We start from the raw sequence: 24,389 nt of genomic DNA on the forward strand, positions 1-24,389 counted from the left end.
TATGTACCTTTTAGAAAGTTTTTAAGGACTAATTTTTACTACGTTTGTTATCTACGTCGGTAAGAGTTAGTCCTTTTTCATTGTTAAAAAATACATTTTTAGGGCTTCCAATAATTTGAGCACTGTAAATACCAGAATGTCCAGAAAATAAATAAGAAGTTGTACACGCTAAGGCGATAAAAATTCCAGATTCAATACCAAATAATTCAATACCCATAATAGTACAAGCAATTGGTGTGTTTGTTGCACCTGCAAAAACAGCCACAAAACCCATACCTGCTAACAAAGGCATTGGCAAAGGAATAAACCAAATTAAAACGTTACCTAATGTTGCGCCAATAAAAAATAAAGGTGTTACTTCTCCTCCTTTAAAACCAGCACCTAAGGTAAAAGAGGTAAATAATAGTTTTAGAATAAAATCGTACGAATTTAAGTCGATATTAAAAGCATCTACAATAGTTGGTACACCAAGTCCCATGTATTTTGTTGTTCCAATAAGATACCAAGTAATTGCTAATATAATTCCACCAATTACAGGACGAAGTGGAGGATATTTAATAAATTTTTTAAATGTAATTCCCCAAAAGTGTGTAGATTTAGAAAACAACATGCTTACCAAACCAAAAATAATTCCTGCTAATACAGCCCATAAAATAGTTGCAGGTGTAAGTGCTGCAACTGTAGAGATTGTGTAATGTGTATGATGAGAAATTTGCCAAACATCACAAAAATAGTTGGCAAAAATAGCGGCTAAAAAACTAGGTAAAATGGCATCAAATTTTATGCGACCAATAACCATTACTTCTAGAGCAAAAATGGCACCTGCCAAAGGCGTTCCAAAAACGGAAGCAAAACCTGCACTAATACCTGTTATTAAAACAATTTTTCTATCGGCATCAGAAAGCTTAAAAATTTTGGTAAATTGATCTGCAATGGCACCACCAACTTGTACGGCAGTTCCCTCTCTACCAGCAGAACCTCCAAATAAATGCGTAAGTACGGTTCCTAAAAAAACTAAGGGAGCCATTTTAAAAGGAATTATTTTTTTTGGAGAATGAAATTCTTCTAGCAATAAATTATTTCCTTTAACAACACTCTCACCGTAATAATGATAAGACAAACCAATTATAAGACCTGCAATTGGTAGCAAAGCAACAATCCAAAGGTTTGCTTCTCTGTAATTGGTTGCCCATTCTAAAGACCATAAAAAAACAGCAGAAGTACTACCCGTTAATGCTCCAATTAATAGGCATATAAAAGTCCATTTTAATAAAAATAGTAAAGATAAACTTTGTTCAAATGAAAGAAATAATTTTTTAATTGTATTCATAGAGGTTACTTCCACTTAAAAAAGAAATTGTTAGATTTTATGGTATTCGAAACCACATGTTTTTTTGCTTTCACTGGCAAAAATAAACAAATAATAACTAATAAGTACTCAATTTAGATTTGTTGGCAGGTAGGTTGCGTTAGGGATTGCAGTGAAAATCCTTTTTAAATGTTTTTAGAAATGCGTTATTGCGAGGAACGAAGCAATCTGTTTATCTAAAAGAGATTGCCACATAAAGCAGAAAAAGCTTTTTTTGCAATGACAAATTTAAAAAGATTGTAGCCTTTCGACTCCGCTCAAGATAAATTCCAAGCCCGTCCTGTAAGGAACGCCCAAATAAAATGAATTATGTACCATGTATTGTTGGTGTTGTATTTTTAAATTATATTGTAACTCGATAAAAAAATATACATAAAATGAACGAATTTGTTACATATACATCAGAAGAAAATTATGCTTTAATTACAATTAATAATGGAAAAGCAAATGCGATTTCGCATGAAGTTGTGGCGGGTTTAAATGCTGGTTTAGATAAAGCAGCGGCAGAAAATAAAGTAGTAATTCTTACAGGTCAAAAAGGAATATTATCTGGAGGATTCGATTTAAAAGTGATGACAAAATCTTCAGAAGCAGCTAAAGAATTGGTTACAAAAGGGTCTCAATTATCATTAAAAATGTTGTCTTTTTCGCAACCAATTATTGTTGCATGTTCTGGTCATGCCATTGCAAAAGGAGCTTTTTTACTGCTTTCTGCTGATTATAGAATTGGTACAGAAGGCGATTTTAAAATTGGTTTAAATGAGGTGATGATTGGTATGACGATGCATAATGCCGGAATTGCGATTGCAAAATCTAGATTGTCTGAAGTCTATTTAAATAGAAGTGTAAATAATGCTGAAATTTATAACACTAAAGATGCGGTAAAAGCAGGTTTTTTAGATATGATTGTTCCGGATACTCACTTATTACCAACAGCTATAAAAGTAGCGGGTATGTTTGCCAAACTGAATAAGAAAGCACACGCCGAAACAAAGTTAAAAGTTAGAAAACAACATTTACTAGATTTAGAAAATGCAATTGAATTGGATTTAAAGAGCGATATCTCTATTAATTCTTAATAAAAGCGATGAATTTTTACACTTATTTAAAGGAAATAAACTTTGTTATATTTCTTTTGAATGGTAACTTTGACGCTTAGTGAAAAACTAATTTATAGAATTTTAGGAAATGGATATATTATTAAATGTTGCAGGTAATAAAAAGATTAATGAGAAAATAACAATCTCTGGTTCTAAGAGTGAATCGAATAGATTGTTAATTCTTCAGAATTTATTTCCAGAAATTTCTATAGAAAACTTATCAGATTCAGACGATTCTGTGCACATGCAACATGCACTTTCTACAGATAAGGAAACGGTAGATATTGGTCATGCAGGTACTGCAATGCGTTTTTTAACGTCGTACTTTGCCGTAAAAGAGGGTAGAGAAGTGGTTTTAACAGGTTCTGAAAGAATGCAAAACAGACCGATTGAAATTTTAGTAAATGCTTTAAAAGATTTAGGAGCAACGATTTCTTATGAAGATAAAGTTGGGTATCCGCCAATTAGAATTAAAGGTTCTAAAATTACAACAGATAAAGTTCAGATTAACGGAAACGTAAGTAGTCAGTATATTTCTTCTTTATTATTGATCGCATCAAAACTAGAAAACGGGTTAGAAATAGAGTTATTGGGTAAAATTACTTCGGTACCTTATATAAACATGACGTTGAGTTTGTTGAATCAATTAGGGATTGAAACTAATTTTGAAGGAAACTTCATTAAAGTGAATCCTAAGAAATCAATAGAAAAACAACTTGTTGTTGTAGAATCAGACTGGTCTTCTGCTAGTTATTTTTATTCAATTATAGCATTATCAGATATTGGATCAGAAATTCAATTATCAGCATATAAAAAAGAAAGCTTACAAGGAGATTCTTGTTTGGCAGAAATTTATCAGCATTTTGGAGTAGAAACTATTTTTGGTGAGAATTTTATCACCCTTAAAAAAGTAAAAGAAACGAAGAAAGAAACCTTAGAAATCGACTTAAAAAATGCGCCAGATATTGCACAGACCATTGCAGTAACTTGTTTTGCAGAAAATATTGCCTGTAATTTAAGTGGTTTACACACGTTAAAAATTAAAGAAACTGATAGATTAGTTGCTTTAAATGACGAGTTAACCAATTTAGGAGCCATTATTTCTGTAACAGACAAAAGTCTACATTTAGAAACTTCTGCTACCATAAACTCAAATATTTCTATAAAAACCTATAACGATCATAGAATGGCAATGGCATTTGCGCCTTTGGCATTAAGAGTTCCTATTAAAATTTTAAATGCAGAAGTGGTTACAAAATCGTATCAAAAATTTTGGGACGACATGCAACAAATTGGTATTAAAATAGATAAACTATAAATAAACGGTCAAACACTTGACAACGCCTATTCCGATATCGTATATTTGCGCACTTTATAAGCAAATAGACATATGAAATTATCGCATTTTGAATTTGATTTACCAGATGAGCTTTTAGCTCAATATCCTGCAGAACACAGAGACGAATCTCGTTTAATGGTTCTTAACAGAAAAGACGGTACCATAGAACACAAAGTTTTTAAAGATGTTATAAACTACTTCGAAGAAGGAGATGTTATGATGTTGAATAATACCAAGGTTTTTCCTGCAAGAATGTTTGGTAACAAAGAAAAAACAGGCGCTAGAATAGAAGTTTTCTTATTAAGAGAATTAAACGCAGAAAATAGATTGTGGGATGTTTTAGTAGATCCGGCAAGAAAAATTAGAATCGGTAACAAATTATTTTTCGGAGACGATGATAGTTTAGTAGCAGAGGTAATAGACAACACAACATCTAGAGGAAGAACTTTACGTTTCTTATTTGATGGTTCTTACGAAGAGTTTAGAGCAAAATTATTAGAACTTGGTCAAACACCATTACCAAAAGCAATTGGTAGAGATGTAGAACCTATAGACGATGAGCGTTACCAAACTATTTATGCAAAGCACGAAGGTGCAGTAGCAGTGCCAACAGCAGGTTTACACTTTTCTAAACATTTAATGAAACGTTTAGAAATTAAAGGAGTAGAATTTGCAGAAACTACATTACACGTTGGTTTAGGTACATTTAGCCCTGTAGAAGTAGAAGATTTATCTAAGCATAAAATGGATTCTGAGCAGATTGATATCTCAGAGGCAACTGCAGAAAAAATCAATAAAGCTAAAAAAGAAAAAAGAAGAGTTTGTGCAGTAGGTACAACAGTAATGAGAACGATAGAATCTTCAGTTTCATCTAAAGGTGAGCTAAACGGATTTACAGGTTGGACCAATAAATTCATTTTCCCACCTCACGATTTCAGTATCGCTACCGCAATGATTACAAACTTTCACACACCAAAATCTACATTATTAATGCAAGCAGCCGCTTTTGGTGGTTACGATTTTGTAATGGAAGCATACAAAGAAGCAATTAAAGAAAAATATAGATTTTCTACTTACGGAGACGCTATGTTAATTATATAATTCTTTTAAGAATTTAAAACTTAAAGGCTGATAATTATTTAATTATCAGCCTTTTTTTTATTTGGGCGTTCCCTAAAAAGGTCGCGCTTAGAATTTATCTTGAGCAGAGTCGAAAGGCTATATCTTTTTAAATTTGTCATTGCGAATAAAGCTTTTCTGCTTTATGTGGCAATCTCTTTTAGATAAACAGATTGCTTCGTTCCTCGCAATGACGCATTTCTAAAAACATTTAAAAAAGATGCCATTTCAATCGCTAACGCAACCTACTTGCTAACAAAAGGTATAACCTCAAATTATATACGTATTTTTGCAGCGGTCAATTTTTAATCATTAAACTTTGATTTTTTTAAATAATAATTATTTTGGATAAAAAGAAAGACATAAGAGCCTTAAGTAAAGACCAATTACGTGATTTTTTTGTAGAAAATGGCGATAAAGCTTTTAGAGGAAACCAGGTGTATGAATGGCTTTGGAGTAAGTCTTTACATACTTTTGATGCAATGACAAACATCTCTAAAGAAACTAGAGAAATGTTAGAAGCTAACTTTGTTATCAATCATATCAAAGTAGATTCTATGCAAAAAAGTAAAGATGGAACGATTAAAAACGGAATTAAATTACACGATGGTTTAATTGTAGAGTCTGTTTTAATACCTACAGAAAAAAGAACAACAGCTTGTGTTTCTAGTCAAGTGGGTTGTAGTTTAGATTGTAAATTCTGTGCAACAGCACGATTAAAAAGAATGCGTAATTTAAATCCAGATGAAATTTACGATCAAGTTGTTGTCATAGACCAACAAAGTAGATTGTATTATAATAAAAAACTGACGAACATTGTTTTTATGGGAATGGGAGAACCCTTAATGAACTATAAAAACATGATGAAATCTATAGAGATGATTACTTCTCCAGAAGGTTTAGGCATGTCGTCTAAAAGAATTACGGTTTCTACATCTGGAGTGCCAAAAATGATTAAAATGATGGCAGATGAAGACGCTAAATTTAATTTAGCTGTTTCTTTACACTCTGCAATCGATGAGGTTAGAACTACAATTATGCCTTTTAATACTACTTTTCCATTAAAAGATTTAAAAGAATCTTTAGAATATTGGTACGAAAAAACAGGTAGAGAAATTACTTACGAATATATTGTTTGGGATGGCATTAACGATAAAAAAGAAGATATAAAGGCATTAGTAGCATTTTGTAAAGCAGTGCCATGTAAGGTAAACTTAATAGAATACAACCCTATTGATGATGGCGAGTTTCAACAAGCTAGTTCTTCTGCAATAAATAATTATATTTCTAATTTAGAAATGAATGATATTACTGTAAATGTAAGAAGAAGTAGAGGTAAAGATATTGATGCTGCTTGCGGACAGTTAGCAAATAAATCTTAATAGTTCTATTTAGAAAATTATACACAAAATAAAAAGCGCTCAACAGATTTTAAAATCTATTGAGCGCCTTTTTTATGTTTTAAGACGTTGGTTTAACCTCTTCTTCTTTCTAATAAAACAAACATCATTAAAGAAAGCATCACTCTATCATCATCATCACTATCTAGTTCGCCTATTTTAGAAACCTCAAAGTTTCTACCAAAAAAGGACTTTAATTTTTTAAGTTCAACAACCGTTTTACCTTCATTGTTTTTAACTAGGTAAGTTGGGTTAAAAAGATATCCTGTAAAGAAACTTAAAACAGGAATTTCACCAAGTAAAGAGTCTAATACTTTTACCCAAGGGTTTTTCTCGTTAATTACATATTGTTGTTTTTCATACTGATCAATAATTTCGTAATGCGCATTCCAAAGAGATTTCCATCCTTTTCTAGCCACTTTTCCAAACTCTTTATCCTTCTCATCAAAAAAAGAATAAGCCGTAGAAAAGTCTAACCATTTATCAGCTTTAATTTTATAGTTTAATTTAGATTTGGTATCATTTTCATAAATACTAATATCTTCTTTTAACTTAAACATTTTCTGACGCACATAGGCAATAGGTTTTCCGCTACTATCTTTTGCTGTAAAGTCGTTTGCTAACGTAGATATTTTAAATTGAAAAGTAACGGGAAAATGAATTTCTTGCATAGTAATTTAGTTTGTAAATTTGTTTTTTTAAAGGTTAGAAAGGTAATAGAAAAATTTAATTTGGTGCTAATTTTAATCATTTTATTATTTCTGAATGAGACTTTTTTTTAGAAATCACAGATAATTTTTTTAGTTAAAAAATCAATAATAAATGGCTGTTTAAAAAGATTAAGGTTCCAAGCAAAAGCATCTTAATTTATTTCTTTACTTTTGGTTTTTTATCAGGATAAACAGTCGTTAATGAAACCAGTAGAACTTATAAAACTTCCCATTAAAAACGAAATGGAACTCTTTGAAGAAAAGTTCAAAGAATCTATGTTGTCTAAAGTTCCGCTGTTAAATAGAATTACCTATTATATTGTTCGTAGAAAAGGAAAACAAATGCGACCAATGTTTGTTTTTTTGGTGGCTAAAATGGTTTCTAATGGAGGTTTCGATGAAAGAACCTATCGGGGAGCTTCTGTGGTAGAATTAATTCATACTGCAACTTTGGTACATGATGATGTGGTAGATGATAGTAACAGACGTAGAGGTTTTTTCTCTGTAAATGCACTTTGGAAAAATAAAATTGCAGTTTTAGTAGGTGATTTTTTATTGTCTAAAGGATTGTTATTATCTATAGATAATGAAGATTTTGATTTGCTAAAACTAATTTCTATTGCGGTAAGAGAAATGAGCGAAGGAGAATTACTGCAAATAGAAAAAGCAAGAAAATTAGACATTACAGAAGCGGTCTATTTTGATATTATTAGAAAAAAGACAGCTACCTTAATTGCTGCTTGTTGTGGTATTGGAGCTGCTTCTGTTGGTGCAAATCAAGATTGTGTGCGTAAAATGCGAAAGTTTGGTGAGTATATTGGTATTGCTTTTCAAATTAAAGATGATTTGTTTGATTATACAGAAGCCAATATAGGGAAACCTACAGGGATTGATATTAAAGAGCAAAAAATGACCTTGCCGTTAATTTACACGCTAAATAATTGTTCTAAAAAGGAGAAAGCATGGTTAATTAACTCCGTTAAGAAACACAATAAAAATAAAGAGAGAGTTAAAGAAGTTATTGCTTTTGTAAAAGAAAAAGGAGGTATAGAGTATACAACCACCAAAATGAATGATTACAAAAATAAAGCTTTAGCCATATTAGAAGACTTTCCTACATCGCCATATAAAGATTCTTTATTAACAATGATAGATTACGTTGTAGAACGTAAAATTTAGTTTAAATATTTGCTTTTAAAGAAATTACAAAATTTCTACCAGGAGAAACAATTCCAGAGCTATAAGGTCTGTAACGTTTGTCTGTAATGTTTTCTAAACCTGTTGAGATTAATAAATTATCTGTAAACCTATAAGAAGTTTTTAAATTTAAGGTTACATAAGATGGTGAATATGGGTTTCCATTATCATCAATTGCGTAGATATAATCTTTGGCTTTTTCACTATCAGGTAAATCATCATAAGCAACAGAACCACTGTAATTAGCATACAATTGTGCTTTTAATTTACTTGCATTATACGTAAGGCGTGTTGTACCAAACCAAGGAGCTGCGTGTCTAGAAGGGCTCGTATCTCCGTTGTCTAACTCTTCTTCTCCTTTTTGATAACTCACTGTTGATGAAAATCCAATTCCGTTTCCTAATTCCGCTTCAAAACCTGTTTGAAACCCGTATACATTAGCAACGGCAGCATTTTGTATTGCTTGTATTGTACTTAATTCTCCGTCATACATCATTTCAGTTTCGCCATTTAATGTAAAATCTCTTAATACCATAGCGTCTTTTAAATTGGTGTAAAAACCAGTTACTTCTATTTTTAAATAATCGCCAAAAGTTTTAGCAACAGAAATATCTGTATTGTAAGCGTATTCTGCTTTTAAATCTGGATTAGGAACTACTACAGAACCAGGTTCTGAATCGAAAATTTTACCAACATCATCTACATTAGGTGAACGGAAAGCAGTAGAAAAGTTAGTGCTTAATAACCAATCTTCTTGCGGTCTAAAAATTAAGCCCAAACTACCAGTTAAAGCGCCATCATTTATTTTTGCTTGCGTAAATGGTAAAGGATAAAATGTAGTATCAAACGTAGCGTTTAAACTGTAAAAATTATAACGTAAACCAGATTGTAAAACCCATTTTTTAGAAAAATCATATTGATTAGAAGTATAAATACCTAAAGAAGACCAATTAGAATTAGGGTATCTACTGGCTCCTTTTTCAGAAATATTGGTGTCAATATTTGTATTTATACCTGTAGATTTTACATCATTATAAACATATTCTGCTCCGTAAAATAATTTGCTTTTTCTACTTAAGCTTTTAGAGAAATCTAAGTTAGAAGAGTATGCGTCTACATTTTCTGTTCTTGTTTCTCTTCCGTTATCATTAAAATCTCGGCTAATTCTACTTTCGTCAAATTTTTGATAGGTTATTCTTAAAGTAACATCATCATAAAAAGAACTCGTTCCTTTTTTATTGATTTCAAAATTATTCATCATCCACTTTTGTGGACCATAGCTCCATTCTCCATAACGAGGGTCTCCGTTTTTTGTTCTTAAGTGTCTATCGTATCTAGAGTAGCTAGAAGTTTCAGAGAGATGGAATCCATATTCAAAATTCCAAGTTTCATTAGGTTTAAACCTAACTTTTTGCATTAAGTTGGTTTGTGTATAGCCAGATGGAGTTTGTATTTTAGGGTTTTTATTGGTAATTACAACATCTTGGTTGTTTTGTCTTTCTACATAATAGTTTCTTAAGTATTCATCAGGTCCGTTACTTCCCATTTTTAAATCGCCATAATCATTGTAGCTTAAGCTGGTAACAAATGCCCATTTTTTATAGCCTAAATTAAAATCGGCATGGTATGTTTTTTCTTCATTTGCAGAAGAGAATCTTGTAAAAGCTTTTCCTGTTATTAAGGTTTCATTGTCTAAAGATAAGTTTGCAGATAATGTTTTAAAACTCATTACAGCTCCAATGGCATCACTTCCGTAAATTACAGAACCGGGGCCAAAAATAATTTCTGTTTCTTCGATAGCAAAAGGATCTAAAGAAATTACATTCTGAATATTACCGGCTCTAAAAATGGCATTATTCATTCTAACACCATCAATGGTGTATAGTAATCTATTGGTTGCAAAACCTCTAATCATTGGGCTTCCGCCTCCTTGTTGACTTTTTTGAATAAATACTTTGCCAGAAACCGTTAATAAATCAGCTGCTGTTTGTGTATTCATCAATTCAATAGCTTTAGGTGAAATGGTACTAATTTTAGAAGCTAAATCAGACGTTTTTTGTTTCCATTTGGTAGCAGAAATAACAATCTCATCTATTTTTAAAATAGTTGGTGTTAGTTGCAGTAAAAAATTGCTTTGTTTTAGAGTTTGATAAGTTTTAGTTTGTGTTTTAAAACCAAGAAATCTAATTTTTAAAAGTTCATTTTTTTTAAAACTACTAATATCTACTTGCCCTTTTCCGTTGGTTGTAACGTAATCGTTGGTTTGTAAATTAAAGATGGTAACTTGGTCTAAAGGCTCTTTTGTTTCTTTGTTAATTACGGTAAGTATTTGAGCGCTCGAAGTAAAGTTTAAAAAAAAAAGGAAAAAAATTAGAGTAACTTTTTTAATCATAGTTAGGTTTTTACAAAGATAAAATCTAAGATTATTTATCAATAATCATGCCTATTCAATGAAAATAAAAATAATTTTAAGAGTTTTTTAAGATTAATAATTCTTCTACAAAATCTCTAGAATTAGAAAGTCTTGGTACTTTGTGTTGCCCCCCTAATTTGTTTTTTTTCTTTAACCAAGTGTAGAAGAGGCCTTGCTCTACTTGATGTACTTTTGGGGCCATTAAAGTCATATTTAAATAGCGTTTTGCTTCGTAATCTGAATTTATTGATTTTAAAGCATTGTCTAAAACTTCAGAAAAATAACCAATACATTCTGGTTTTTTGCTAAATTCTAAAATCCACTCATGACCACCTTTTTCTTTGCCTTCCATAAAAATAGGTCCCACAGTATAATCAGAAATGGTGGCTTCTGTTTTTTCGCAAGCTAATTTTAAAGCATCTTCTACATTTTCTATGTTAAGTTCTTCTCCAAAGACATTTATGTAATGTTTTGTACGTCCGGTAATTTTAATTCTGTACGGTTCTAATGATGTAAAACGAATGGTATCACCAATTAAATAACGCCATAAACCCCCATTGGTAGTAATAATTAAAGCATAATCGATGTCTTTTTTTACATCAGCAAGTGTAATGGTTTCAGAACTTTCGCCTTTGTATTCACTCATCGGAATAAATTCATAGAAAATTCCGTAATCTAACATCAACAATAATTCTTTAGAGTTGTTTCTATCCTGAATGGCAAAGAAACCTTCTGAAGCATTGTAAATTTCGTAATACTTAAAACTCTTTTTCGGAATAATTTTTTTGTACTGTTCTCTATAAGGATTAAAGTTTACGCCTCCATGAAAATAGACTTCTAAATTAGGCCAAACTTCTAAAATATGTTCTTTTCCGGTTCTTTCTAAAATACGATTAAGCAATACCAACATCCAACTTGGTACACCTGCTAAACTTGTAATATCTTCATCAATAGTTTCATCAATAATGGCATCCATTTTTGTTTCCCAATCGCTCATTAAAGCTACTTCTTGGCTAGGAGCAGAGCTAAAATCGGCCCAAAAAGGCATGTTTTCTATAATGATAGCAGATAAATCTCCAAAATAAGAATTGTTGTCTTGGTACACATCAGAACTTCCGCCCAAACGCAATCCTTTACCTGTAAAAAGCTGAGTGTCTTCATTATTATTAATGTACAAACACAACATATCTTTACCTGCTTTCATGTGGCAATACTCTAAAGCTTCATCAGAAACAGGTATAAATTTACTTTTTGCATTGGTGGTTCCGCTGCTTTTTGCAAACCATTTAATATCTGTTGGCCAGAATAAATTTTGTTCACCTTTTCTACATCGTTCTATTAAAGGTTCAAAAGTTTCATATTTTTGAATAGGAACATTTTTTGTAAAATCTGTATGGTTTTTTATGCTAGCAAAGTTGTATTCTTTACCAACTTCTGTGTTTTTAGCTGTGTTTACCAGTTTTAAAAGTAATTCGTTCTGAACATCAATAGGGTATTTTAAAAACAGCTCTATTTGATGTTTTCGTTTCTTTAAAAACCAAGAAATTATAGAATTGATAATTTGAAAAGCCATAGAAATTCGTAAGTTTGTTTTGAACGATTTTAGAACAATTATTGTTTTAAAACCGAAGTTTAAAAATACTAAAATTTGTGCGATGATTTACCAAGGAGTTTTAAAAAAAATGATGACTGAAAATGCAGAACAAATTCAGTATTATTTAGACATGAAAACTGATTTTATAAACATGAATCAGTTGTTAAATAAAGATTTAACCATCAATTTTGTTACTTATGAATGTTTAAACTGTCATTTAGAAAAGAAAATTTATAGACAAGGTTTTTGTAAATCTTGTTTTTTCGACACTCCAAATGCAGGCGATTGGATTATGCATCCAGAATTAAGTAAAGCTCATTTAGGGATAGAAGATAGAGATTTAGCCTATGAACAATCCGTGCAATTAAAACCGCATATTGTGTATTTAGCAAATTCTAGTAATGTAAAAGTAGGAGTTACCAGAAAGCAGCAAGTGCCTACACGTTGGATAGATCAAGGAGCGCATGAAGCTATAGAAATAGTAGAAACTCCTAATCGATATTTAGCAGGTATTACCGAAGTTGCTTTAAAAGATTATGTTGCTGATAAAACCAATTGGAGAAAAATGCTAAAGAATGATATTGAAGATGTAGATTTGGTAGCATGGCGAGATAAATTGAAGCAATACATACCAGATGAAGCTTTAGAATATTTTATTGAAAATAATTCGGAAACGCATCTTAATTTTCCGGTTGTAAAATATCCGGCAAAGCCTAAAAGTTTAAATTTAATTAAAACGCCGACTTATACAGGAACTTTAGTTGGAATAAAAGGACAATATTTAATTTTTGAAGACGAAACTGTTTTTAATGTAAGAAGTAACGAAGGTTTGGTGGTTTCAATTGAGGTGTAAAATTAGTATAGTTATAAGAGAAAGATTCACAGAGTAAAATAACAGAGATTCATAGAGAAGGTCTAATTTTCTTCTCCGTGAATCTCTGTGAAATGCTCTAAGTAACTCTGTGAAATAGCTATAGTATTACCTTTTACCAAGCATAGTTTTTTAATTTAGCTTGTCTTTTAATAGCGTTTAGCATGACGTTATTTAATTCGTCTTTTTTGCTACTTTCTTTTTGTTTTTTAGCAATAAAGCTTCTTCTTTTTGCATCTAATTCTTTAATTTTTTGCTGAATTTCTGTTCGTTCTTTAGCTTTTAATTTTACATAACTTTTAATTTCAGTTTCCGATTTATTATGTAATGCTGTAGGTAGTTTTTCTTTTTCAATTTTATTGTAATCTACTTTTTGCTTTTTATCAGCATCTACCAAATCCCAAGAAGAATTGTCGTACAAACGAGAACTTTTACTAACGGCACGTTTAACAATAACCACTTCATCTAAAGATTCTGCATTCATATCTTGTTCTTTCTGAGAAGAAAATTTAGAATATCCATTATTTCCGTAATAAATATAGGTCTTGTTCAATCTTTTGTTTAGAATGATAATGTCATCATCATAAGGAGTTACTACATGCACAATTTTTTTATCTTGATTTATGGTCATATAATCGCCACCACCTAAATCTGCACCATCTTTCCACATTCCAGAAATTCCGGTAGAATAGTTACCACAAAATATCGTATTGATAATTACATCTTTTTCTTTTGCGTCTGTAATAGCATCTTTATAATTGATTTTCCCTTGTGTAAAACGTTCGTTACCTGCAATAAAAATTATTTTTAAATCGTTTTTATTTTCTCCCCAAGAAAGTTCGTTTAAAGATGTTTTTATTACTTGTCCGCAAAACTCATTTCCGCCACTTGTAGTTAAAGAAAATAGTTTTTCGGAGATTTTATCTAAGTCATTACTAAACTGTAAAACCTGTTTAATATACCCTTCTCTAGAAGGCAATCTAGAATTTCCGTATTCATACAAAGCAATTTCTAAATTAGGTTTTTCAATGCCGTATTTAGCATACGAAAGCTCGTTTACAATTTCCCAAAGTTGTGCTTTTGCTTGGTTTATCAATCCGTCCATACTGCTACTTGTGTCTAACAATAAGGCGACTTTAATAGTTTGTTCTTTTGTTTTTTCTGATGATGGCTCGTTTACTGCAAAGTTGTTAATGGAGAAAAATAAGAGTAATACTGATACGACTTTTAATACGAATTTTTTCATAATAGATTGTTTTAAGGTTTTATAAATGATTAAAAGTTTGGTTGTTTTTAATAAGTCAATATTAAGACCAACTTAATTCTTAAAAAACAGCCAATGAGTAAAACCTCCTTTTGGTTGAGTGAAAAGGAATACAAAATGAGTAAACCTTTATTTTTAATAAGTAAAATGGAAACATTAAAAGAAAAGCTATTTTTTTTGATGCTTTTTTGTGTGTATGTTTACAGTATTAAATAGCAAAATGATTTTAAGAAAATACATAACCAGCCTTTTTATATGTCTATTTGTATCAGTTTCTGCTCAAGAAATAAGTGTAGATATTCAAACAAAAATGTTTGATGTAAAAGTGAAGGTTTTAAATAAGAATACCAATGCCCCTATAAAAAATGCAGAGGTTTTTGTAAGTGGTAAGTATTTTGATTATAATGAGATTTATAGTTATTACTTAATAAAGGCAAGAGTAGGCGATCAGTTAAGGGTTTCTCACCCAGATTTTGAAACGGTTTATTATACGATAAAATCGGATGAAGAAATAAAAATTTTGGTAGAAGGGTTTGCTTCAGAAAGAGAGTTTACTGTTAGTAAAAGCTCTCGAAAAATGAAATCGATTCGCAAACCTGATCTTTATCATCAATATTTAGATTCGGCAAATTTTTACAAGAAAAAAGATATCGATTTAAGTTTGTCTTTTGTAGAAAAAGCGTTGCAAGATAACCAGTCTAAACAACGAAATTCGGTTACCTATAAAACCTTAGCTGATGTTTATTTGTATTGGAAACAGTACGATTTAGCTGTAAATAATTATAAACTTTCTATTCAAATAAAAGACAATACAGCCACAAAAATTGCTTTGGCAAATGCACAGTTTTTATTAAATGATTTAAAAGAAAGTAAGCATACGTATACCAATTTATTAAATCAGAAACTAAGTAATTATGAGCGTATTCTTGTTTTAGAAGGTTTGGGAGATGTAGATTTTTCATCAAAAAAATACAACACCGCTAAAACGTATTATAAGGAATCTTTAAAACTCGCAAAAGAGAGCTTGGTTACTGCTAAAATTACAGATTTAAATTCTAAGTTGGCAACTGTTTTTGCTTCTGAAGGAAATGTTGCCAAAGCAAATATTCAGTTTAAAAATTCATTGAACTTAGCGGCTAAAGAAAATATAAATAGAGCTTTAGAAGAAGAAGAAAAAGTAGCTGATTTTTACAATTCTAATCGTCTGTTTGATGATGAAATTAAACTAAGAAAAGAAAGTTTAATTAAAGCTGAGAGCAATAAAACATCTCAAAAGAAATTTAATTTAGAATCAGATTCGATTACTTCTCAAAAAATAAATTACAAAATTGGTAATGCTTATATTTTAAAAGAAGACTATAAAAATGCCATTCCTTTTTTAGAAAAAAGTAAAAAAGATGCTGACGAAAAGAAAGACATTACTATAGAAAAAGATGCTACCAGAAAATTATCTGAAGTTTATGCAACGGTGGGAGAGTATGATAAGGCCTTAAAAAGTTACCAAGATTATGTAAAGTTGGTAGATGCAGCTTACATACAAAAAGAACAAGAAATTCAGCAAGTAAAACGGTTTTCTAAGAAAATATCAGACAATCAAAATAGAATTGCTAGTTTAGAAAAAGACAAAGAATTGGCAGAAAGTAAAATTAGTTTGGCGTACATAGATCAAAAATTATCTGAAGAAAGTAATCAAAGACAACGTTTAATAATTTATAGTTTAGTGGGTGGGTTTCTATTGATGAGTTTGTTGGCGTATTTTATGTTTAGAAACATTAAACAACAAAAGTTAGCCAATAATTTGTTGGCATTAAAATCGATGCGTTCTCAAATGAATCCGCATTTTATTTTTAATGCTTTAAACTCTGTAAACAGCTTTATTGCTGTAAATGATGAACGTAATGCCAACCGATATTTATCTGAATTTTCTGCATTAATGCGTGCTGTTTTAGAAAATTCTGATGAAGATTTTATTCCTTTAACAAAAGAAATTGAATTGCTAGAATTGTATGTAAAGTTAGAGCATAACAGATTTAAAGAGAAGTTTGATTATGTAATTTCTGTGGATGAAAACATCGATTTAAAACAATTTTCTATTCCACCAATGTTGTTGCAACCTTATATAGAAAATGCTATTTGGCACGGATTAAGATACAGAAAAGAGATTGGTAATTTAGCAATTTCAATCGTTAAAAAAGATGATGATACTGTTTCTGTTACCATAACAGACAATGGAATTGGGCGAAAAAAATCGCAAGAATTAAAGACGAAAAATCAGCTAAAACAAAAGTCTAAAGGAATGAATAACATAAAAAATAGAATTGCTATTTTAAATGATATGTATAAAGATAGAGTTTCTGTGGTGGTAACTGATGTTTTAGAAAACGGAGAAGGAACAAAAGTAGCATTGTTGTTGAAGAAAAAGTAGTTGTGACACAGAGATACACAGAGAAGGCGCAGATTTTTACTGAGAATTAATAAAAAAAAACATCCCCATTCGTGAAAACCCGTGATTTCTTTGATGAAAAATTCTAATAAAAAAACCTCTGCGAAATAACCCAAATAAAACAGTAAAAACTCAGTGAATCTCTGCGAAGAAGCTTTGTGTATCTCTGAGTAATAACAAAAAAAAGGATGAAATTAAAAGCAATTATTGTAGAAGACGAACAAATTAGTAGAGATATTTTGCGAAATTATATTGGTAAATATTGCCCTAATGTTTTGTTGTTAGGCGAGGCAAGTAATATTGATGATGGCTACAAATTAATACAAGAAAACAAGTTAGATTTGGTGTTTTTAGATGTAGAAATGCCTTTTGGTAACGCGTTCGATTTATTAGAAAAAGTAGAAAACAGAACCTTTGAAACTATTTTTGTAACCGCCTACGATCATTATGCAATAGAAGCCTTAAACAGTCATGCAAGTTATTATTTACTAAAACCAATTTCTATAGATGAGCTGATAAAAGCGGTAAATATTGTTACAGAAATTAAGGAAAAGGAAAATCAATTACAGCATCAAATATTAGCGCCAAAAACAAATTCGGCAATCGGAAAAATTACCATTCCGCAACAAGATGGTTTTGAAGTTTTAGATATAAATGATATTGTTTTTTGTAAAGCAGATGATAATTATACCGAAATTCACTTGGCAAATTCTAAGAAATTAGTGAGCAAAACCTTAAAGTATTTTGAAGAAGCTTTAACCGAATATACGTTTGCCAGGATTCATAAATCGTACTTGGTAAATGTAAATGCCATAACCAAATATAAAAAGGGAAAAGGAGGGAGCGTACTTGTTTCTAACGGAAAAGAAATTTTGGTTTCTGCTTCTCAAAAAGCGAATTTATTATCATATTTTAAGTAAATTTATAGTTTATTTTTAGAACTTAAATTATGGCAATTATAAAAGAAGTAAGAGGTAATTATCCGCAAATACCAGAAGATTGTTACGTAGCAGAAAATGCAACTATTGTTGGCGAAGTTTCTCTAGGAAAAGAGTGTAGCATTTGGTTTAATGCAGTGCTAAGAGGCGATGTGCATTATATAAAAATTGGTAATAAAGTTAATATTCAAGACGGTGCTATTATCCACGCAACGTATCAAAAATCGCCAACAACCATTGGTAATAATGTGTCTATTGGACATAATGCAATGGTGCATGGTTGTACAATTCACGATAATGTTTTGGTAGGTATGGGATCTATTATTATGGACGATTGTGTGGTAGAATCTAATTCTATTATTGCAGCAGGAGCGGTAGTTACCAAGAATACAAGAATAGAAAGTGGAAGTATTTATGCTGGAGTTCCTGCTAAAAAAGTAAAAGATATTTCGCAAGAATTAATTTCAGGAGAAATCAATAGAATAGCCAATAATTATGTAAAATATTCAAGTTGGTTTAAAGAGTAGGTTTTGGGCGTTACACAAGGTCGGGCTTTCACTACTCGCTTTTTTTAGTTTGTTCTCGATACAATTTTTCTTCCTTGTCAGAAAAACTACTCGAACTGACACTAAAAAAAGGAGCTCAAACAGATAGCCTGTCTTGAGCGGAGTCGAAAGATTCAATATCTAACGCAAAATACCAATTCGTTATAAAAACAAAAACCCGATTTCAATTAAGAAATCGGGTTTTTTCAATCAACTAATCAACCAAAACTAGTTTACTTTCCTTGTTGTGTTCTACTGCCTCTTTGACTTCCTTTGTTATTTTTAGAACCTTTTTTTCCTTTCATTTTATTCATTGCCATTTTGTTTCTACCTTTTTGCATTTTTTCAAACTTTTCAAACTGCTCTTTGTTTAAAATGTCTTTCATTTTGTTTTTCATGTAAATCTTATCATCTAACCTCTTGTTTTGCATGGCATATTTTTCATCTGCAGTAGGTCTTTTTTTATCTGCTCTATTGGCTTTTTTTTGTTCCATCGCAGCTTTTCTTTCTGCCATTTTAGCTGTTAGAAGAGGTTTTATTTCATTTTGTTGCTTCTGAGATAAATCTAAAGCCAATGTCATTTTTTTAACAGCTAAAGTAGCGTGTTGCTCTGGGGTTAAACTAGAACCTTTATCTCTGTTTCCTCCTCTTTTTTGCTGTGCTTGTGTAGTAAATGTAATGGCAAATACTAATACTAAAATGCTTACTAAATTTTTCATATCTATATTGTTTTTTATGTTAATGTGTATACTTCTTTGACAGTTTAAAAAGAGAAAGGTTTAATGTGGTTTTGTGTTTAACAAGTATTTAACATAAAGTAAATATTGTAAAAACAAAAACTCGGTTTCTTTTAGAAACCGAGTTTTTTAATAAACGAATCCACCCAAAACTAGTTTTATTCTTTTTTAATTTTTTTCTTTTTGCCTTTATTTTTAGCATTTTCTTTTCTTTCTTTAGCCAATGCTTCAAATTTTTCTAATTGCTCTTTGTTAAGAATTTTAGCCATTTCTGTGTTAAAAGTAGTTTCTTTAGCTATTCTGTCTTTTCTATCTAGTTGACGCTCTTCTTTAGATGGTTTTTGTCCAGATTCTTTAATTGCTTTTCTTTTTTCCATAGCAGCTTTTCTATCTGCTAATTGTGCCGTTAATAAAGGTTTAATTTCACTTTGTTGAGCCTCTGTTAAACTTAAATCTTTGGTCATTCTTTTAAGCATTTTTTCAGCAGATGGTGCACCTCCTTTTTTTTGCGCTTGTGCAGTAAATGTAAAAGCGAAAATGACAACTAATATGGTTACTATTTTTTTCATTTTTTGTATTGTTATTTATTAATTACTCATCTTTGACACTAAAAAAATGAAAAGGTTTAAATTTGCTTTTTATTTAAATCATTTTAATAAAGTACAGATGAAGAATTTTTTGTGGTTTCTTGTTTTTTTGCCTTTTTTTTCAGTTGCTCAAGATAGTATTCGTGTAGATATGAGTAACCCTCATGCTACCGTGTATACACATTTATATTTTTTACAAACGGACTCTTTTGAACCTAAAAAAGCAGCAAAAACCATATTAGGACTTTCTGAAGAGAAAGCTATTGAAAAAGCCATTAAAATAAAACAAGTTTTAGATGGTAAAGGTTTGTATGTAGATGTAAATAAAATTCCTACCAACCCGAATTATAAAGATACTATTGGGTATTCTTCTTACTATAGATATGTGTTGTTTCCTATAAGAATGCCTCAGATTTATGTAGAAAAAATAGGGGATAATTGGTATTACTCAACAGAAACAATTGCAAAAATAGAAAGTTTATATAAAGAAGTTTATCCTTGGTATGTGCAGAAATTACAGAAATTTGTACCGGTTTCTGGGAGAAAAAAAATACTAAATTTAGAATTGTGGCAAATTGTAGGTTTGTTAATAATGCTAGCTTTAGGGTATCTTATTTTTTTAATTGTAAAAAGATTGGCCTTTTTTATTTTATTAAAACTACAGCATCAAATTACCAAAAACACCAATTTAGAAGTTAACAAAGTAATAAAGAAATTGGCACACCCTATAAGTTTATTAGTTACTTTAACTTTTGTAGACAAAGTTTTTCCATCATTACAATTTGGTTTAACAACAAATACATGGGTGTTTTTGATTTTAAACATTGCAGAAACAGTGTTCTGGATTTACGTTTTCTTAAAACTAGTACAAGTTGTAATGCGCATTTATGCTGAGTTTACAGAAAGAACACATGGCAGGTTAGATGATCAATTAGTACCTATTTTACATAGTTTTCTTACCGGTTTAGTAATTGTAGTCGGTATTTTTAAGCTGTTAGTCCTTTTTGGTGTAGATACCACTACCATGTTGGCGGGAGCAACTATTGGAGGTTTGGCTTTTGCATTAGCGTCTCAAGACACAGTAAAAAACTTAATTGGTACCATCATGATTTTTCTTGATAAACCTTTCCATATAGAAGATTGGATAGAAGCAGGAGAAGTGGTAGGTACTGTAGAAAGAGTTGGTTTTAGATCTACACAGGTTCGTGCTGCAGATACATCAATCTACCAAATACCAAATAGTAAATTGTCTGAATTGGTGATTAATAACAAAGGTTTGCGATTATTTAGACGTTACAATACCAATTTAGGTTTGCGTTATGATACACCTCCAGAATTAATTGAAGCCTTTGTAAAAGGAGTACGAGAAATTATTATTGCGCATCCAGAAACACGATCTGATTCTTATAATGTAGAGTTTACCGGTTTTGGTGATTCTGCATTATTGATTATGGTAAATGTGTATTTTAAAAGTTTAGCTTGGGGTGTAGAGCAATCATCAAAGCATAGATTGCATATTGCTATTGTAAAGTTAGCGAAAGAATTAGGTGTAGATTTTGCTTTCCCTTCTACAACAGTTACGATAGAAAATTTCCCGGAGAAAAAAGGATTAAATCCTAAATATAATATAGATCAAGCAAGAATTGATGCTGTAATTACTAATGTTGTAAGTGATTTTAATAAAGGAAACCCATCAGAAACTAGTTTATAAAGTACTTTAATTTAAAATAGAATATCATTGCGAGTTTACAAAGCAATCTGCTTATAGGTTAAGGAGATTGCTTCGTACCTCGCAATGACGAACTGATTTACCCGTTTTTTGCTTCTTTAAAAATTTCTCTTACGGCAATCTCGTAATTCTTTACGTTGCTTGCTTTTTTAATTTTTTTATACGTTTTCTGAGGATTTGAAAAGCTTTGAGAAAAGTATTCCCAAAAACCAAGCATTTTCATTTTTATAGGAGTTGGCCCAGAAAGTGCGGCGTCATATTCGGTAAAAATACGATCGTGAAATTCATTAAAAATATCAAATCTATTTTTTGGATATTCTGTGGTATCGTTTTTAATCATACTTGGTAAAAAAGGATCTGCAATTAAGCCGCGTCCAATCATCCAATGATCTATTGATGTAAATCGTTCTTGTAGTTTTTTAAATGCAGCAACGGAAGTGATATCACCATTATAATACATTTTATGCTTGCTATTATCTAAACATTTTTGAAATGCCTCTAAATTAGTTCCGCCTTTATATAGTTGTTTTCCTATTCTTGCGTGAATTGCAATATTTTTTAAAGGATAAGTATCTAAAATAGGCAACACCTCTAAAATTTCTTCGGGAGTTTCATAGCCCATTCTCATTTTCATAGAAACTAGAATGTCAGATTCATTATGAATTTTATGAAGAATACTATTTATTTTTTCAGGATCTGCAATTAATCCAGAACCCATTCCGCGTTTGGTAACCATCGGGTAGGGGCAACCTAAATTCCAGTTTAATTCTTTGTAACCTAATTCTCTTACGTATTTAGCAACAAAAAGAAACTCTTCTACATCGTTGGTAATAATTTGCGGAATTACTTCTAACTCTGTATTATTCTCTAAAAGGATATCTTTTTTATAAGAATTTTTAATCACCATTTTACCATTCAAACGAATGTAAGGTGAATAGAATGTGTCTATTCCACCAAAAAAATGATTGAATGCATTTCTAAATTTGTAATCTGTAAAGCCTTGTAAAGGAGAAGATAAAAGTGTCTGACTCATAAAAAATATTGTGCTGCAAATATAGAATACTTTTTAATGCGTTTGATAAACATCATCGCAGATATTATAATAAATACTCACAAATTGTTTATCGACTTTCTTATTTTAGGTTGTGGTAGGGGATGGTTTCGTTATCGTGCTTGTGTTGTGAAAAGTTACGATTAAAATGAACGGCTATTTTCCGTAGGAAAATAGAAGTTTATAGAAATACAGCTAATTTTTATGAAGTTAAAATTAAGCAATTTTTTACAGGGTGTTGTACAACGTATTCTATTTGTTAAATTATTAAATATCAGTTTTTTTCTCTAATAGTTTTCTTAGAAACTTTACCCAGAAATTCCAGTTACTTGATTTTTGTTCTTCAGAATAATTATTCTCAAGTTTATCAAACGCATCTTCTATTAAAGCATTGTGTAATGATCGTATAGCAAAAATCCAAGTTAGTGTTCCTTGTCCTTTTGTATTCATATCAATTGTGTGTTTGATTTGCGTTTTTTGCTTATCCAATTCCTTTATCTCAAACTTATGAATTCCATTAAATCCTTTTGGTTTTAAAAATCGAAATTGGATTATTTCATTTGGGTTATATTTTTCTACGGAATATCTTATTGGTCCGTGTCCTCCTTTCGCTCCAATCTTAATCCCGTCTTTAAATATCATTTTTGGCCATTTTTCTTTTGGCCAAACCCTATCGTTTTTAGTTGATAGTGTTTTTAGTAATTCTACTACTATAATTTTAGGTTGTTTTATTGTACGATAATGAATATTTAAAACTCTCATAGTCTTTTTTTAAAAGCTTTTTTTACCATTTGTTTAACAACTAACCTATGAAATGGTTTTATAATATTCATATAATATTTTCCTGTTTTATTATTAAATTCTACTAATGTTATAACTTTTATGTTATAAGATATAGATGCGTCTTTTTTAACTATTGCTCTAAAATTTAAATGAGAGTCGTCTGCACCCAATATTACTTGACAGTCTGAGATTGAAAATATTTTAAAGAACTTGACATAACCTCCAATTTTAAAAGTTTCATTATAATCTTCAGGTATATTAGTTTTCAAACCGATTATATGAACCAGTTTATTTCTTAAGGTAAATAGTAATTCAAGCCATTTTGGTGAATTGTTAAAAATTAGATTTGTAATCGTTGTAATATCATCTATATGGTTTGTGGTTGAAAATGTGTCTGTAAAATTAACTGTGGTCAATAATCCATATAATTCATCACTTAATTTTTGTTTTTCTTCTTTTACTTTTTTCATTTATCTTTAATTTAGTACAAATGTACTAAAATTATGTAATAGTACATTTGTACTATTTTGTGTATTTTTGAAAATATGAAAAACACTAAAAGTAAGATACTAGAAACGTCCTTAGTTTTGTTTAATAAAAATGGGTTATCAAATATTTCTTTAAGATCTATAGCGGATGAAATGCAAATTAGTGTTGGTAATTTGCAATACCATTTTAAAAAACGAGAAGAGATTATTAATGCTTTGTATTTTTTGTTAGTAGAAAATATTGATAATGCAATTTTGATTAATGAAACAAAACCTTATGGTTTGTTAAAACAGTTTTTTAATATTTCAGAAAATATTTCGAAAGTGTTTTTTAAATATCGATTTTTCTTTTTGGATTTTAATATGATAATTAGAGAACACTCAATAATCAAAAAGCATTATAGAGAATTAACTTCGAGTAGAGAAAAACAGTTTTTTGATTTTATAAAAATGCTTAATAATTCAAATTTGATAAGGGAAGAAGTATTACCCAATGAATACCAAAATTTATTTTTAAGATTTCAAATTACAAGCGATTTTTGGATTTCCTCAGCAAATATTAGTTCTAAAAAAATATCTAAAAATATAATACCTCGATATAGCGATGTATTAAATCAAATGTTGTTTCCATATTTAACTAAAAAAGGAAAAACCGAATATTTAAAATTAACTAAAGTTTAATTTTCGTTTTATATGTTGTACAACTTTATTG

At 30.3% G+C, this 24,389-nt stretch carries 21 protein-coding genes; 11 read left to right on the top strand and 10 right to left on the bottom strand.

Annotated elements, in window-relative coordinates:
- Positions 1 to 28: 28 nt before the first annotated feature.
- On the bottom strand, positions 29 to 1,330 hold the full coding sequence (locus WG951_RS13860) for a voltage-gated chloride channel family protein (RefSeq protein ID WP_105047545.1): 1,302 nt from the start codon (positions 1,328 to 1,330) through the stop codon (positions 29 to 31).
- A gap of 416 nt (positions 1,331 to 1,746) precedes the next feature.
- Between WG951_RS13860 and WG951_RS13865 the strand changes: the two genes are divergently transcribed.
- From WG951_RS13865 to rlmN, 4 genes are all read left to right on the top strand, one after another.
- Positions 1,747 to 2,448, top strand: coding sequence for a crotonase/enoyl-CoA hydratase family protein (locus tag WG951_RS13865; protein WP_105047546.1), 702 nt, complete (start codon positions 1,747 to 1,749; stop codon positions 2,446 to 2,448).
- 109 nt (positions 2,449 to 2,557) lie between these two features.
- Complete coding sequence (locus WG951_RS13870; RefSeq protein WP_105047547.1) at positions 2,558 to 3,787, top strand: 3-phosphoshikimate 1-carboxyvinyltransferase; 1,230 nt, start codon at positions 2,558 to 2,560, stop codon at positions 3,785 to 3,787.
- A gap of 72 nt (positions 3,788 to 3,859) precedes the next feature.
- A complete protein-coding gene (gene queA, locus WG951_RS13875) occupies positions 3,860 to 4,909 on the top strand; it encodes a tRNA preQ1(34) S-adenosylmethionine ribosyltransferase-isomerase QueA (protein ID WP_105047548.1) in 1,050 nt (349 codons plus the stop codon).
- A 362-nt stretch (positions 4,910 to 5,271) separates the two neighbouring features.
- A complete protein-coding gene (gene rlmN, locus WG951_RS13880; RefSeq protein WP_105047549.1) occupies positions 5,272 to 6,309 on the top strand; it encodes a 23S rRNA (adenine(2503)-C(2))-methyltransferase RlmN in 1,038 nt (345 codons plus the stop codon).
- A gap of 92 nt (positions 6,310 to 6,401) precedes the next feature.
- Here rlmN and WG951_RS13885 read toward each other — a convergent pair whose 3' ends face one another.
- Positions 6,402 to 6,998, bottom strand: coding sequence for a hypothetical protein (locus tag WG951_RS13885; RefSeq protein WP_105047550.1), 597 nt, complete (start codon positions 6,996 to 6,998; stop codon positions 6,402 to 6,404).
- A 240-nt stretch (positions 6,999 to 7,238) separates the two neighbouring features.
- Here WG951_RS13885 and WG951_RS13890 point away from each other — a divergent pair, with 240 nt between their 5' ends.
- Positions 7,239 to 8,216 (top strand): polyprenyl synthetase family protein, encoded by a 978-nt coding sequence (locus WG951_RS13890; RefSeq protein WP_105047551.1) that lies wholly within the window; start codon positions 7,239 to 7,241, stop codon positions 8,214 to 8,216.
- 1 nt (position 8,217) lies between these two features.
- Here the strand turns inward: WG951_RS13890 and WG951_RS13895 are convergent, their stop codons facing one another.
- Both WG951_RS13895 and WG951_RS13900 read right to left on the bottom strand, forming a co-directional pair.
- Positions 8,218 to 10,626, bottom strand: a complete 2,409-nt coding sequence (locus WG951_RS13895) for a TonB-dependent receptor (RefSeq protein ID WP_105047552.1) — start codon at positions 10,624 to 10,626, stop codon at positions 8,218 to 8,220.
- Positions 10,627 to 10,702: 76 nt separating this feature from the next.
- Positions 10,703 to 12,220: a GH3 auxin-responsive promoter family protein gene (locus WG951_RS13900; protein WP_105047553.1), complete on the bottom strand. Its 1,518-nt coding sequence runs from the start codon at positions 12,218 to 12,220 to the stop codon at positions 10,703 to 10,705.
- A gap of 82 nt (positions 12,221 to 12,302) precedes the next feature.
- Here WG951_RS13900 and WG951_RS13905 point away from each other — a divergent pair, with 82 nt between their 5' ends.
- The gene (locus tag WG951_RS13905) at positions 12,303 to 13,094 is read left to right on the top strand and encodes a DUF2797 domain-containing protein (protein WP_211296685.1); all 792 of its coding nucleotides are present in this window, start codon (positions 12,303 to 12,305) and stop codon (positions 13,092 to 13,094) included.
- Between the two features lie 133 nt (positions 13,095 to 13,227).
- On the opposite strand, the gene WG951_RS13910 is transcribed toward WG951_RS13905, so the two are convergent.
- Complete coding sequence (locus WG951_RS13910; RefSeq protein ID WP_105047555.1) at positions 13,228 to 14,358, bottom strand: vWA domain-containing protein; 1,131 nt, start codon at positions 14,356 to 14,358, stop codon at positions 13,228 to 13,230.
- 238 nt (positions 14,359 to 14,596) lie between these two features.
- Here WG951_RS13910 and WG951_RS13915 point away from each other — a divergent pair, with 238 nt between their 5' ends.
- The 3 genes from WG951_RS13915 (at position 14,597) to WG951_RS13925 (ending at position 18,284) form a co-directional block, all read left to right on the top strand.
- On the top strand, positions 14,597 to 16,801 hold the full coding sequence (locus WG951_RS13915) for a tetratricopeptide repeat-containing sensor histidine kinase (RefSeq protein WP_105049316.1): 2,205 nt from the start codon (positions 14,597 to 14,599) through the stop codon (positions 16,799 to 16,801).
- Positions 16,802 to 17,007: 206 nt separating this feature from the next.
- Positions 17,008 to 17,739 (top strand): LytR/AlgR family response regulator transcription factor, encoded by a 732-nt coding sequence (locus tag WG951_RS13920; protein ID WP_105047556.1) that lies wholly within the window; start codon positions 17,008 to 17,010, stop codon positions 17,737 to 17,739.
- A gap of 29 nt (positions 17,740 to 17,768) precedes the next feature.
- Positions 17,769 to 18,284, top strand: a complete 516-nt coding sequence (locus tag WG951_RS13925; RefSeq protein WP_105047557.1) for a gamma carbonic anhydrase family protein — start codon at positions 17,769 to 17,771, stop codon at positions 18,282 to 18,284.
- A 251-nt stretch (positions 18,285 to 18,535) separates the two neighbouring features.
- Here WG951_RS13925 and WG951_RS13930 read toward each other — a convergent pair whose 3' ends face one another.
- The gene (locus WG951_RS13930; protein WP_105047558.1) at positions 18,536 to 19,021 is read right to left on the bottom strand and encodes a hypothetical protein; all 486 of its coding nucleotides are present in this window, start codon (positions 19,019 to 19,021) and stop codon (positions 18,536 to 18,538) included.
- A gap of 176 nt (positions 19,022 to 19,197) precedes the next feature.
- Positions 19,198 to 19,608, bottom strand: a complete 411-nt coding sequence (locus WG951_RS13935; RefSeq protein WP_105047559.1) for a Spy/CpxP family protein refolding chaperone — start codon at positions 19,606 to 19,608, stop codon at positions 19,198 to 19,200.
- 46 nt (positions 19,609 to 19,654) lie between these two features.
- Between WG951_RS13935 and WG951_RS13940 the strand changes: the two genes are divergently transcribed.
- Positions 19,655 to 21,337 carry a mechanosensitive ion channel domain-containing protein gene (locus WG951_RS13940; RefSeq protein WP_105047560.1) on the top strand — a complete coding sequence of 561 codons (1,683 nt, stop codon included), beginning with the start codon at positions 19,655 to 19,657 and terminating at the stop codon, positions 21,335 to 21,337.
- A 97-nt stretch (positions 21,338 to 21,434) separates the two neighbouring features.
- On the opposite strand, the gene WG951_RS13945 is transcribed toward WG951_RS13940, so the two are convergent.
- The 3 genes from WG951_RS13945 to WG951_RS13955 all read right to left on the bottom strand — a co-directional run bounded on the left by WG951_RS13945 (position 21,435) and on the right by WG951_RS13955 (position 23,659).
- On the bottom strand, positions 21,435 to 22,388 hold the full coding sequence (locus tag WG951_RS13945; RefSeq protein ID WP_105047561.1) for a tRNA dihydrouridine synthase: 954 nt from the start codon (positions 22,386 to 22,388) through the stop codon (positions 21,435 to 21,437).
- Between the two features lie 285 nt (positions 22,389 to 22,673).
- On the bottom strand, positions 22,674 to 23,168 hold the full coding sequence (locus tag WG951_RS13950; RefSeq protein ID WP_105047562.1) for a hypothetical protein: 495 nt from the start codon (positions 23,166 to 23,168) through the stop codon (positions 22,674 to 22,676).
- Complete coding sequence (locus WG951_RS13955) at positions 23,165 to 23,659, bottom strand: DUF2867 domain-containing protein (RefSeq protein ID WP_105047563.1); 495 nt, start codon at positions 23,657 to 23,659, stop codon at positions 23,165 to 23,167. Before WG951_RS13955 ends, WG951_RS13950 begins: the two co-directional genes overlap by 4 nt.
- Before the next feature lie 75 nt (positions 23,660 to 23,734).
- Between WG951_RS13955 and WG951_RS13960 the strand changes: the two genes are divergently transcribed.
- Complete coding sequence (locus WG951_RS13960; protein WP_105047564.1) at positions 23,735 to 24,358, top strand: TetR/AcrR family transcriptional regulator; 624 nt, start codon at positions 23,735 to 23,737, stop codon at positions 24,356 to 24,358.
- The last annotated feature ends 31 nt before the right edge of the window (positions 24,359 to 24,389 follow it).

It is taken from the genome of Polaribacter butkevichii (assembly GCF_038024105.1).
Classification (GTDB): domain Bacteria; phylum Bacteroidota; class Bacteroidia; order Flavobacteriales; family Flavobacteriaceae; genus Polaribacter; species Polaribacter butkevichii.

Excerpts from the sequence above, each read along its gene's own strand:
- WG951_RS13890 (WP_105047551.1), top strand. The coding sequence starts at position 7,239 with ATGAAACCAGTAGAACTTATAAAACTTCCCATTAAAAACGAAATGGAA.
- WG951_RS13920 (WP_105047556.1), top strand. The coding sequence starts at position 17,008 with ATGAAATTAAAAGCAATTATTGTAGAAGACGAACAAATTAGTAGAGAT.
- WG951_RS13945 (WP_105047561.1), bottom strand. The coding sequence starts at position 22,388 with ATGAGTCAGACACTTTTATCTTCTCCTTTACAAGGCTTTACAGATTAC.
- WG951_RS13930 (WP_105047558.1), bottom strand. The coding sequence starts at position 19,021 with ATGAAAAATTTAGTAAGCATTTTAGTATTAGTATTTGCCATTACATTT.
- WG951_RS13940 (WP_105047560.1), top strand. The coding sequence starts at position 19,655 with ATGAAAAGGTTTAAATTTGCTTTTTATTTAAATCATTTTAATAAAGTA.
- queA (WP_105047548.1), top strand. The coding sequence starts at position 3,860 with ATGAAATTATCGCATTTTGAATTTGATTTACCAGATGAGCTTTTAGCT.
- WG951_RS13960 (WP_105047564.1), top strand. The coding sequence starts at position 23,735 with ATGAAAAACACTAAAAGTAAGATACTAGAAACGTCCTTAGTTTTGTTT.
- WG951_RS13935 (WP_105047559.1), bottom strand. The coding sequence starts at position 19,608 with ATGAAAAAAATAGTAACCATATTAGTTGTCATTTTCGCTTTTACATTT.
- WG951_RS13900 (WP_105047553.1), bottom strand. The coding sequence starts at position 12,220 with ATGGCTTTTCAAATTATCAATTCTATAATTTCTTGGTTTTTAAAGAAA.
- WG951_RS13895 (WP_105047552.1), bottom strand. The coding sequence starts at position 10,626 with ATGATTAAAAAAGTTACTCTAATTTTTTTCCTTTTTTTTTTAAACTTT.
- WG951_RS13905 (WP_211296685.1), top strand. The coding sequence starts at position 12,303 with ATGATTTACCAAGGAGTTTTAAAAAAAATGATGACTGAAAATGCAGAA.
- WG951_RS13870 (WP_105047547.1), top strand. The coding sequence starts at position 2,558 with ATGGATATATTATTAAATGTTGCAGGTAATAAAAAGATTAATGAGAAA.
- WG951_RS13865 (WP_105047546.1), top strand. The coding sequence starts at position 1,747 with ATGAACGAATTTGTTACATATACATCAGAAGAAAATTATGCTTTAATT.
- WG951_RS13925 (WP_105047557.1), top strand. The coding sequence starts at position 17,769 with ATGGCAATTATAAAAGAAGTAAGAGGTAATTATCCGCAAATACCAGAA.
- WG951_RS13860 (WP_105047545.1), bottom strand. The coding sequence starts at position 1,330 with ATGAATACAATTAAAAAATTATTTCTTTCATTTGAACAAAGTTTATCT.
- WG951_RS13950 (WP_105047562.1), bottom strand. The coding sequence starts at position 23,168 with ATGAGAGTTTTAAATATTCATTATCGTACAATAAAACAACCTAAAATT.
- WG951_RS13955 (WP_105047563.1), bottom strand. The coding sequence starts at position 23,659 with ATGAAAAAAGTAAAAGAAGAAAAACAAAAATTAAGTGATGAATTATAT.
- WG951_RS13910 (WP_105047555.1), bottom strand. The coding sequence starts at position 14,358 with ATGAAAAAATTCGTATTAAAAGTCGTATCAGTATTACTCTTATTTTTC.
- WG951_RS13915 (WP_105049316.1), top strand. The coding sequence starts at position 14,597 with ATGATTTTAAGAAAATACATAACCAGCCTTTTTATATGTCTATTTGTA.
- WG951_RS13885 (WP_105047550.1), bottom strand. The coding sequence starts at position 6,998 with ATGCAAGAAATTCATTTTCCCGTTACTTTTCAATTTAAAATATCTACG.